General features: G+C 55.1%; 10 protein-coding genes. 6 read left to right on the top strand and 4 right to left on the bottom strand.

Annotation, left to right across the window (positions count from 1 at the left end; genetic code table 11):
- Positions 1–723 precede the first annotated feature (723 nt).
- Positions 724–2385 (bottom strand): glutamine--tRNA ligase/YqeY domain fusion protein, encoded by a 1662-nt coding sequence (locus J2X61_RS36225; RefSeq protein ID WP_310195297.1) that lies wholly within the window; start codon positions 2383–2385, stop codon positions 724–726.
- A gap of 84 nt (positions 2386–2469) precedes the next feature.
- On the opposite strand from J2X61_RS36225, the gene J2X61_RS36220 reads away from it, so the two are divergent.
- Positions 2470–3699: an aminopeptidase gene (locus J2X61_RS36220; RefSeq protein WP_274471793.1), complete on the top strand. Its 1230-nt coding sequence runs from the start codon at positions 2470–2472 to the stop codon at positions 3697–3699.
- A 106-nt stretch (positions 3700–3805) separates the two neighbouring features.
- Here the strand turns inward: J2X61_RS36220 and J2X61_RS36215 are convergent, their stop codons facing one another.
- Together J2X61_RS36215 and J2X61_RS36210 are read right to left on the bottom strand one after the other, a co-directional pair.
- On the bottom strand, positions 3806–4636 hold the full coding sequence (locus tag J2X61_RS36215; RefSeq protein ID WP_274471795.1) for a hypothetical protein: 831 nt from the start codon (positions 4634–4636) through the stop codon (positions 3806–3808).
- 75 nt (positions 4637–4711) lie between these two features.
- Positions 4712–6157 carry an amidase family protein gene (locus J2X61_RS36210; protein ID WP_310195300.1) on the bottom strand — a complete coding sequence of 482 codons (1446 nt, stop codon included), beginning with the start codon at positions 6155–6157 and terminating at the stop codon, positions 4712–4714.
- A gap of 103 nt (positions 6158–6260) precedes the next feature.
- On the opposite strand from J2X61_RS36210, the gene J2X61_RS36205 reads away from it, so the two are divergent.
- The 4 genes from J2X61_RS36205 (at position 6261) to J2X61_RS36190 (ending at position 9163) form a co-directional block, all read left to right on the top strand.
- Positions 6261–6794: an NUDIX hydrolase gene (locus J2X61_RS36205; protein ID WP_274471796.1), complete on the top strand. Its 534-nt coding sequence runs from the start codon at positions 6261–6263 to the stop codon at positions 6792–6794.
- A gap of 30 nt (positions 6795–6824) precedes the next feature.
- Positions 6825–7760 (top strand): helix-turn-helix transcriptional regulator, encoded by a 936-nt coding sequence (locus tag J2X61_RS36200; protein WP_274471797.1) that lies wholly within the window; start codon positions 6825–6827, stop codon positions 7758–7760.
- A 68-nt stretch (positions 7761–7828) separates the two neighbouring features.
- Positions 7829–8329 (top strand): DinB family protein, encoded by a 501-nt coding sequence (locus J2X61_RS36195; protein WP_310195293.1) that lies wholly within the window; start codon positions 7829–7831, stop codon positions 8327–8329.
- Positions 8330–8425: 96 nt separating this feature from the next.
- Positions 8426–9163: a DUF421 domain-containing protein gene (locus J2X61_RS36190; RefSeq protein ID WP_310195290.1), complete on the top strand. Its 738-nt coding sequence runs from the start codon at positions 8426–8428 to the stop codon at positions 9161–9163.
- A gap of 344 nt (positions 9164–9507) precedes the next feature.
- Here J2X61_RS36190 and J2X61_RS36185 read toward each other — a convergent pair whose 3' ends face one another.
- Positions 9508–10101: a TVP38/TMEM64 family protein gene (locus J2X61_RS36185; protein WP_274471800.1), complete on the bottom strand. Its 594-nt coding sequence runs from the start codon at positions 10099–10101 to the stop codon at positions 9508–9510.
- Between the two features lie 232 nt (positions 10102–10333).
- Between J2X61_RS36185 and J2X61_RS36180 the strand changes: the two genes are divergently transcribed.
- Positions 10334–10591, top strand: a complete 258-nt coding sequence (locus J2X61_RS36180; protein WP_310195286.1) for a hypothetical protein — start codon at positions 10334–10336, stop codon at positions 10589–10591.
- Positions 10592–10740 lie beyond the last annotated feature (149 nt).

Below are 10740 nucleotides of genomic sequence, written 5' to 3'. Positions count from 1 at the left end.
GCTAACGGACACAGATGCGCTTATTCGGCGATTCCCCGCAGATTTATAACGCTAACGGACTGCTGCGACGCTATTCCGCCAATTTGACCCGATTTCGCCCTCGTAATCGGCAAATAGGGTCCTCCGTGTCCGTTAGACCCGCAACACGGCGGTTCCACATTAACGGCCGTGGAGTCCGTTAGATCTGCTCGCCGCAGCCGCTCCCGGCTAACGGACACAGATGCGCTTATTCGGCGATTCCCCGCAGATTTATAACGCTAACGGACTGCTGCGACGCTATTCCGCCAATTTGACCCGATTTTGCCCTCGCAATCGGCAAATAGGAGCCCCCGTGTCCGTTAGACCCACGACACAGCGGTTTTCTCCACATTAACGGCCGTGGAGTCCGTTAGATCTGCTCGCCGCAGCCGCTCCCGGCTAACGGACACAGATGCGCTTATTCGGCGATTCTCCGCCGATTTATAACGCTAACGGACTGCTGCGACGCTATTCCGCCATTTCAACCCGAATTCACCCTCGCAATCGGCAAATAGGAGCCCCCGTGTCCGTTAGACCTACGACACAGCGATTTTCTCCACATTAACGGCCGTGGAGTCCGTTAGATCTGCTCGCCGCAGCCATGCCACCTCCCGGCTAACGCCGCTCCGCTCCGCCTCGTCCCGTCTAACCCCGCAAAAAAAGATGCCCCAGACGCTCAAACGGCGTCCGGGACATCCTCTCATTTTACACTTCAAAGGAACTCTTCAGCGAAACAATCAAATTAAACACCAGTTTATCGCTGGTCGTATGCTTCGGATCCACGTTGAAATAACCGTGGCGAAAAAATTGGAACTTATCGTGCGGCTTCGCATCCTTCATATTCGCTTCCACGAAACCTTGCACGATCGTCAGCGAGTTCGGGTTGAGATTCTCCAGGAAAGATGCGTTCTCATCCTCTTCATCGTCCAGAATGAGCGGCTCGTAGAGACGGAACTCCGCCGGCACAGCCGTTTTCGCATCGACCCAGTGGATCGTGCCCTTCACTTTACGGCCTGTAAAGCCGCTGCCGCTCTTCGTCTCGACATCGTACGTACAGTGCAGCTCCACCACTTTGCCGCTGGCATCTTTGACGAAGTCGTTGCACTTGATGAAGTACGCGTTCTTCAGGCGCACTTCGTTGCCGGGAAATAACCGGAAATATTTGTTCGGCGGGTTTTCCATGAAATCATCTTGCTCGATGTAGATCTCACGGGAGAACGGAATTTGGCGGTGCCCCATCTCCGGGTTCTCCGAGTTGTTCTCCGCATCCAAATACTCCACGCCATCCTCCGGATAGTTCGTGATGATAACCTTGAGCGGGTTCAGAATGCCCATCGTGCGCAGAGCCTTCAGCTTCAAATCCTCGCGGATGAAATGATCGAGCATCTTCGCATCGACGGTGCTGTTGCTGCGGGCCACGCCGATCTCACGGGCGAAGTTGCGAATGGATTCCGGCGTGAAGCCTCTGCGGCGCAGTCCGGAAATGGTCGGCATCCGCGGATCGTCCCAACCGTCAACGGCCTTCTCGTCTACGAGCTGCTTCAGCTTTCTTTTGCTCATCACGGTATTGGTCAGGTTCAGGCGGGCGAACTCGTATTGTCTAGGCACATTCGGCATCTCGCACTCGCGGATGACCCAGTCGTAGAACGGGCGTTGGTCCTCGAACTCCAGCGTACAGATGGAATGCGTAACGCCTTCGATTGCGTCTTCAATCGGATGCGCATAAGCGTACATCGGGTAGATGCACCATTTGTCCCCGGTGTTGTGATGATGCGCATGAACGACACGATAAATGACCGGATCGCGGAAGTTGATATTCGGAGAAGACATATCGATCTTCGCGCGAAGCACGCGCTCGCCGTCCTTGAACTCTCCTGCGCGCATCCGTTCGAACAAAGCCAAGTTCTCCTCCACGCTGCGGTCGCGATGCGGGCTGTTCGTTCCGGGCTGTGTCAGCGTCCCGCGCGTCTCGCGGATTTGATCGGCCGTTTGGTCGTCGACGTAGGCCAGGCCTTTGCGGATTAACAGCACCGCACGGTTGTACATTTCCTCGAAATAATTCGATGCAAAAAAGAGGCCGTCCCATTGGAATCCCAGCCAAGCGACGTCGGCTTTGATGGATTCTACATACTCGGTATCTTCCTTAACGGGATTCGTATCATCAAAACGGAGGTTCGTCAGTCCTTTGAACTCATCCGCCAATTCGAAATTGAGAACAATCGACTTCGCATGTCCTATATGAAGGTATCCGTTCGGTTCTGGGGGGAATCGGGTAACGATCTGGCTGACTTTGCCTGAATTTAAATCTTCGATTACAATGTTCTTAATGAAATTGGACGTCGTGCTCGTAGGAGTCTTCGTTTCCATATTGTGCCAGCCTTTCTCCCAATGGTTAAAGTTTTATTTTCTATCATACACTAAAACTTACTAAAATATAAAGGAGCCCGAGCGATGGAGACTTTCGAACACTATCTGGATAAATACGCCGAACTGGCCATCCGTGTAGGATTAAATGTACAAAAAGACCAAACGGTCGTTATTATGACCCCGATTGCTTGTGCCGATTTCGTGCGAAAGCTGGCCAAGAAAGCCTATGAGGCTGGTGCCAAAGACGTGGTCGTCGACTGGGATGACGATGAAGTGAAGGCGCTGCGCCTCAAACATGCGCCGGAGTCCACACTGCGCGAGTACCCGATGTGGCGGGCGAAAGGGCTGGAAGAGATGGCGAAGAACGACGCCGCTTTCTTGCAAATCTACGCCCCCAACTCCGATCTGCTGAAAGATGTAGATCCGGAACGGGTTGCCGTCTCCTCCAAAACCGCGGCTACGGCGCGCGAAGGCTTCCTCAACTATATGAGGAACAATCAAGTAAGCTGGTTGATGGTTTCTTACCCGACGGCGGAATGGTCCGCCAAAGTATTCCCGAATTTGAGCGAAGAGGAGCGCGTTCGGAAGCTGTGGGAGCAGATTTTCAAGCTGACCCGCGTAGACAACGACGATCCGGTCGCCGCATGGAACCGGCATGTCGCCACGTTAACCGGCAAAATGAATATGCTGAACGATAAAAGATATAAGCAGCTCCATTTCAAATCCGAGGGAACCGACTTGTATATCGAGCTTGCGCCCAAGCATCTGTGGGTTGCCGCGGGAAGCGAAACGGAGAAGGGCACTTTCTTCATCCCGAACATCCCGACGGAGGAAGTGTTCACCATGCCGGCCAAAACCGGCACGAACGGGACCGTACGCAGCACCCTGCCGCTTAGCTACCAAGGATCCTTGATCGACGGATTCACCCTCACCTTCGAGAACGGCAAAGTGGTGAATGCCACCGCGGAAGTGGGGCAAGAAGTGCTGAACAAAATGCTGGACATGGATGAAGGCGCCCGATATTTGGGCGAGGTTGCTCTCGTGCCTTACGATTCGCCGATCTCCAAATCCGGATTGATCTACTATAATACCCTATTCGATGAAAATGCTTCCTGCCACATCGCGTTGGGCAACTCCTACCCGTTCACTATTGAAGGCGGTACTGGGATGAAGCCTGAGGAGCTGGCGCAGAACGGATTCAATAAGAGCTTAATCCACGTCGATTTCATGATTGGCTCCGCCGACATGGACATTGACGGACTCTTGGAAGACGGCACCCGCGAGCCGCTGTTCCGCAAGGGCAACTGGGTGTAAAACAGGATCACCCCAAAAGGAAAACCGCCGCGTCATGAACGACACCCCAATGATTAGATTCGATCTAACATTGAAGGTGCCCCTCACCATGACATGGCGGTTTTTTTTATCGTGCGAGGCTGGGCGGCAGACTTGGGACTACTGCGGATTTTTTCAGCACCCATCCGCCTTTCTTCCACTGCCATTCGGAGGTCACATAGCCGAGCGTATCTGCGTTCGAGATGCCGGTAATCCGCTGAACGCCTCTCAACTCACAGCGGCCGCTGCCTTCCTTGTCCACAGGCTTCAACAGGCTGTAGGCATCTACAGTGACAATGATCGGCTTAACGGGCTTCCCATCCTTGTAGACGCCGAACTGCTCATAGTCGTCCTTGCGGTCCTTAATGTCAATTTTGAACGAATTGCCGGTTTCCTGAATCTTCATGAGCACGACATAATTTTTCTTGAACGTGGCGGAGACGCGGAGCGGCACAGGCAGCGGGATCGCCGTCGGGACATTATTTTTTAGCGAGTACATATAAAAGCTGGACAACCCGCCACTGCCCCCGTTTTCGGCAGAGACATAAATCTGCGGCAGCTTGTCGCCGATGAAATCGCAGAACTGCATATTCGGGTTGTAGCCGCCCTGCAGCGGAATGACGACTCGGGTCTGCCCAGGGCTGGTCACCACGACGAACAGCTTATCGTAGTAGGGACTGCCCATGTCCAGCTTCGAACCGACGAGAGAGACGTTGTCGGGCTTGCCGTCTCCGGTTACATCGATGTCGCGGGTTTGGATCAACTGCCCCTGTTGTGCCGGTTCAGGCTGCTGGACCGGCGGAGGGAGCTCCTCATAGCCTGCCGCTCGGACCGCGCCCGCTCCTCCGAAGGAAAGGCAGCATGCCAGTAAGCCGGCCGTTACCGCACACAGAGCGGTTTTCACGCTTTTGGTCAACATATCCATCATCTAACTCCCTTGAACCTTAATTTGAATTCGGGCTTATTATTTCAAATTTTTCCAAGGGGTATTCCACTATGCCATCATCGGAGGACGTCGGACCTTGGTCGCCTGCTCGAAAGCGTAGGCCAAACCCAGCAGCTTCCCTTCACTGTAGGCTCCCGCTGCGAACATGACGCCCATCGGACCGTCCTTGGTGTAGCCGGCAGGTACGATAAGCAGCGGATACCCGGCCCGCGCCGCGATGTCGTAACCTTCGTCGCCGGGAAACAGCAGCGCATCCAGACTGTGCTCGGCCAGCACATGATCGATGCCTCCCGCCCGGGTCAGCTCCTGATATTTGGCCAAATTAGCGAGATACGCTTCTTCGGTGAGCGTACCGCTTGTCTCCTCCGACCAAATCAGCGTATTCTGCCCATAGACTAATGCCCGTGCGGCATGCTCTTCATTGAAGGCGATGATCTCCTGCAAGGAATGCACGGGTACGGAGGCGTCCAGCTTCGATAAGTAGTCGTTGAGGTCTTTTTTGAACTCGTAGCGCAGCACTTCGTAATTCCATTCCGCTTGCTCGCATGGCAGCGATACCGGGTCAATCACGATCGCCCCTTGCTCCCGCAGCACGTTCACGGCACTCTCGGCAATACGCCGCGCCTCACCGGACAAATCTTGGTAGAACCATCGTGGGATGCCGATTCTTGCGCCTCGCAAGCTGTCCGCATCCAGGAAGGCCGTGTAATCCTGCTGATACCGCCCTTCACTGGCCCGGCTTAAAGGGTCCCGCGCATCCACGCCTGTCATTGCGCCTAGCAGCAGCGCAGCATCCGTCACCGTCCGCGTCATCGGTCCGGGCGTATCCTGAGAGTGGGAAATCGGAATGATGCCGCTCCGGCTAAGCAAGCCCACCGTTGGCTTGAGGCCGACCAAGCTGTTATGGTGAGCCGGATTCACAATGGAGCCCGACGTTTCCGTGCCGACCGCCGCAGCGGCGAAGCTGGCGGCTGTCGCTGCCCCCGAGCCGGAGCTCGATCCGCCCACCTCAAATGTCCCGGGACCGTAAGGGTTCAATACTTGGCCTCCCCTGGAGCTGTAACCGGAAGGCATCGGCCCGGACATGAAATTCGCCCATTCCGTCATGTTGACCTTCCCGAGCAGCACAGCCCCTGCCTCTCGCAGCTTCGCGGCGATGAAGGCGTCCTCGGCGGCGCAGGATTCCGCAAGCGCCAAAGAGCCCGCACTCGTATGCATGCTGTCGCCCGTGTCGATATTATCCTTGAGCAGGATCGGAATGCCGTGCATAGGCCCGCGGCTGCCCTGCTTCCGCCGCTCCTCATCGAGCTGCTGTGCGATGTACAGCGCATCCGGATTAATTTCCAACACCGCGTTAATGCGGTTATTGAGCTTCTCTATTCTTTCTACATACATAGCGACCAGTTCGGCCGAGGAGATCTCCCCCGCTTCCATCGCTTGTTGCAGAGAGGTGATGTCAGTATCAACGATCCAATCTTTGTTCTCTTTCCCAATCAATTGCAATCCCTCCTCCAAGTTTCGAGACATGGCTACCTGAGTTATACTATACTCTGTGTATGGGTATTTATGGAATACACGTTCAGCGAGGGGGATCCTATTGCAGCTTATCAAACGAATCAAAGACAGCGATATCCTCGGCGGCGAGCCTGCATACTTAGATGTCGTATCGCGCTACGCGTCGAGAGGTGTTCTGGTGGATCGCGAGATGAACGTCGCGATGATGTATATGTCGGAAACAGATCTATATAAGCTGCCAGGCGGAGGCATCGAGAACGGCGAGCTTCCGGAGGATGCTTTTCTACGCGAGATTATGGAAGAAACCGGCTATGAGGCCGAAATCACACACGTCCTGGGGCGCATTGAAGAGCATAAGAACCGCAACGGCTTCATGCAGCTCTCCTACTGCTACATCGCTCAAGCCCAACATCTTGCCACAGCTCCCGCATTGACCAAAAAAGAAAGGCAGCTCGGCATGTACGTAACGTGGATGAACTTAAGCCAAGCCTTGGAAGTCATGAGCGAATCCCTGGCCAAATGCCGCCAGTACTCCCCTTCTTTCATGCTGTTGCGAGATAAAACCATCCTGGAACAGGCCTTCGGCATCATCGCCGGACAGCGGAGTCCTGAATAGATCTAATGCAAATCAGTGAGGTGCTTCTTTTTGAAAATCGATCGTCTGCTTGCCATTACCATGCTGCTGCTGAATCGCCGCCGAATAAGCGCGAAGGAGCTCGCAGAGCGCTTCGAGGTATCGCTGCGCACCGTGTACCGGGATGTAGAAGCCATTAATCAGGCGGGGATTCCCATCGTGTCCTATGCCGGCTTAAGCGGCGGTTATGAAATCATGGACCAGTACCGGCTGGAACGCCAATTCCTGTCCCTGGAAGAGTTGCAATCGATCATTGTCGGGCTCAAAGGGATCCGGTCCACCGTCGGCGAACAGGAAATCGGCAATCTGCTCGATAAAGTCGGCGCGCTCGTCGCCAAATCGGAGATGAATACCGCAAGCCGGCTCGACAATCAACTTATTATCGATATGAATCCATGGCGTCAAGACAGCCAAGACCAAGAGAAGCTGGGCAGGCTGCGCACAGCCATCAAGGAATCCAAACAAATTACCTTCCAGTATATTTCATCCCAGAGCGAACAGTCCGTTCGCACGGCGGAGCCGATGAGCATCGTCGCCAAGGGCTTCGGCTGGTATCTGTACGGCTACTGCCTGCTGCGCCAGGATTACCGTACCTTCCGGCTATCCCGGATGAAAGAAATCGAAGTGCTGGACCAAACCTTCGAACGAAGAGCCGACGTCGCCCAGCCCCTCCAGCATGGCTGGGGCCAATGGGACTCTAGGGCTCTGATCACCATGGTGCTCCATGCACAACCCAGCATCCGAGCCCAGATCGAGGATTATTTCCAAACCAAGCAGATTGCCTATCAGCCTGACGGCTCCATGATCGTTACCGCCCAACAACCGAACGAGCCCTGGCTGCACAACATGCTGCTCGGCTTCGGACCTGGCGTACGCATTCTCGAGCCCTCGCATCTGGCGGCCGTGATCAAAGAGAAAGCCGAAAAAATTGTAGCGCTCTATTCCTAACACTGACAGGATGTTGTCAGTCAGGGTGCCTATAATGAGGATATATCCCATTCAAGGAGGCTTCCCTTATGTTTACTACTATTCTAGATTTCGTTAACGAGTGGAACCATGAATCCAAAACGACTCAGCGCGTACTAGATACTTTGACCGACGCGTCCCTTGCCCAGCGTATTGCGCCGGATTTCCGTTCGCTCGGCCAATTGGCTTGGCATATCGCCACGACGATCCACGAGTTCACGACCCGTACGGGCCTATCGTTCGAAGCGCCTGAAGGCGGCGAGCTTGCGCCGGCCTCGGCCAGCGTGATTGCCGATACATATCGGTCGCAAGTTGCAGCGTTAACCGGCGCGATCCAATCCCAATGGACGGATGCCAAGCTTACGGAATCCAGCGACATGTACGGCGAGATGTGGCCTAATTCACTGGCGCTGCGCATGCTGATCTCGCACGAAATTCATCACCGTGGCGAGATGATCGTGTTGATGCGCCAAGCCGGACTGCGCGTGCCGGATGTGTACGGCCCGACCCGCGAGGATTGGCTGGAACGGGGCATGCAGCCGCTCGTGTAATCGGGCGGTACGGACCTTCACGGGGATTGGGATAAATTTGGAAGAGTGGGGGAAGAGTAAGGGAGCTTAAGATTCTACGCTCGGAGCGTGACTCGATTGCTCGACTTTATTCACACACAGGAAACTTTGACAGCCGCCGAATGGGCCATGCGGGCCATCGTAGGCTACATCTTCCTGCTCATCGTAGCCAAATTGCTGGGGCAGCGTTCCATCTCCCAGCTCCGATTTCTAGATTTCATAATTGCGCTTATTCTGGGCAATATTATTGCCCACCCCTTGTCCGACGAGCGCTTGTCGTTAACAGGCTCCATGATAACCACCACTGTGCTCGTGGCTCTGTATATCATCACCTCATGGCTCGGATTAAAATGGAACTTCCTGAAGCATTACCTCGATCCGGCGCCTCTGAAGCTGATCCAGCACGGTCAGATCATCATGCGAAACTTGGGCAAAGCCCGTATTTCAGTCGACCATCTCTTCTCGGAGCTGCGCAAACAGCAAATCGAAGATATCCAGAAGGTCGCTCTCGCCCTGTGGGAAACCGGGGGCACTATCTCCTTCTTCCTGGAGTCCCAGTATCAGGCCGTTACGCCGAAGGATTTGAATATCCCTACCGCCCCTTTCTCACTGGTCAAGCCTGTTGTGGTAGAAGGAACGACGAATGCCGCCATGCTGACCGAGCAGGGGAAGAACCAGGCGTGGCTGGAGGAACAAGTTCATCATGCACAACTTGACCTCCAAGATGTCGTTCTGGCCACCATCGACGACCAGCACCAAGTGCGCATCTACACCGAAGCGGATACGAACGGACAGGACGAGCTTCCTCCTTCTTGAGGGGCTCGTCTGGCCGTTATCCCCGTGTCCGGGCCGTCTTGACCGGTATGAGCCGCTTGAGCAGCATCGCCGCCTTCCTTGCTAAGGCAGCGCAAAAGGCATCAGCATGCCCACCGTCACGCGCTGAGACAATACCGGCATGGCATCCCCCAAAGCGAGCTGCAGACCGACGGTGTAACGGAATCGGGTACCCGGTGATGTTTCTCCCGGATCGGGACATTTTGAACGCGGCTTCGAGCTTCTCCTTCCTTAACGAACAAACCGCCCAGCTGCGGCGCTGTACTCGAAGCTTCAGCTTCAAGTATCCAGCGACTAAGGCTAAGCGGCTTAACGCCAAAATAAACTTACGTATGGCTGAAGCGCTTCTCGATCTGTTTGCTGATCACCATCGAAACGCCGATAAATAACACCACATAAACGAGCCGTGCGGGGCTCTCGATAAACCGGTGAATATCGTAACCGATGAAAGACACCGACATCACCATCACCGCTTTGCCGGCAAGAACAGCCACCAGGAACGACCGAAACCTCATCCCGACCAGCCCGGCCGCCATATTAATGACGACGAACGGCCCCACCGGAAACAAACTGAGCAGGAACACATAATTGAAAGCCTGTCTGCGCGCCCAGACGAGGCTTTTTTGCACCTTTGGCTTCTGCGACCAACGCACCAGATAGGGGTGGCCCGCCACCTTTTTCACAATTGCAAACGTCACCAGGCATCCGCTAACAATGCCGATCCACGAGTACAGAAAGCCGAGCCACAGCCCGTATACGGCAGCGTTGACGCTAATGATAACAAGCGTGGGCAGCGGGGGAACGAACGACTTCATAAATGGAAGTAAGAGACCTGGCAACGGACCTAATGAGCGGTACTTTTCGAGCAGCAACGCCAAATTCTCCTCCGTCATGTAGGACAATAACTCTGAAATACCCATGAGGGACCACACCCACCTTGCTGAACTATAAAACTCGGCGGACACACCGCCTTCTATAGGCATGATAGCATATTTTGCTGGAGCGCGGCAGTTTCTGCCGGTGCAGCCGGGACGGTGCGGTGCGGAACGGCTTGAGCAGTTGCTGACACTGGCTCTAAGGCGGGCAGAGGATGCTCGGATGGGAGATGGGGTTGCTAAAGGTGCAGGCTGCACTTGATGCGCGGGAGCGAGCTTGGCGCGAAAGCTGGTTGCGGCCAAGCGGCGGGTTGCAGCCAGAGGCGGCGAAAGCAGATTACGACAGGATGGCTGGTCACGCCTCAGCTGCGGCAGTATGGAGGCTAACTTCTGGGGCTGCGGGAAAGCAGATTACGACAGGATGGCTGGTTACGGCTCAGCGGCGGCAGTATGGAGGCTAACTTCTGGGGCTGCGCGAAAGCAGATTACGACAGGATGGCTGGTCACGGCTCAGCGGCGGCAGTATGGAGGCTAACTTCTGGGGCTGCGCGAAAGCAGATTACGACAGGATGGCTGGTTACGGCTCAGCGGCGGCAGTATGGAGGCTAACTTCTGGGGCTGCGCGAAAGCAGGTTACGACAGGATGGATGGTCACGGCTCAGGGGCGGCAGTATGGAGGCTAAC

The organism is Bacillus sp. 3255, from assembly GCF_031456485.1.
Classification (GTDB): domain Bacteria; phylum Bacillota; class Bacilli; order Paenibacillales; family NBRC-103111; genus Paenibacillus_E.
Note: the sequence above shows the minus strand (reverse complement) of the source record. Positions and strands in the feature narration are given on the sequence as shown.

What these genes read in the sequence shown, in the direction of transcription:
- J2X61_RS36225 (WP_310195297.1), bottom strand. Translation starts at nt 2,385, where the DNA reads ATGGAAACGAAGACTCCTACGAGCACGACGTCCAATTTCATTAAGAAC.
- J2X61_RS36220 (WP_274471793.1), top strand. Translation starts at nt 2,470, where the DNA reads ATGGAGACTTTCGAACACTATCTGGATAAATACGCCGAACTGGCCATC.
- J2X61_RS36215 (WP_274471795.1), bottom strand. Translation starts at nt 4,636, where the DNA reads ATGTTGACCAAAAGCGTGAAAACCGCTCTGTGTGCGGTAACGGCCGGC.
- J2X61_RS36195 (WP_310195293.1), top strand. Translation starts at nt 7,829, where the DNA reads ATGTTTACTACTATTCTAGATTTCGTTAACGAGTGGAACCATGAATCC.
- J2X61_RS36185 (WP_274471800.1), bottom strand. Translation starts at nt 10,101, where the DNA reads ATGGGTATTTCAGAGTTATTGTCCTACATGACGGAGGAGAATTTGGCG.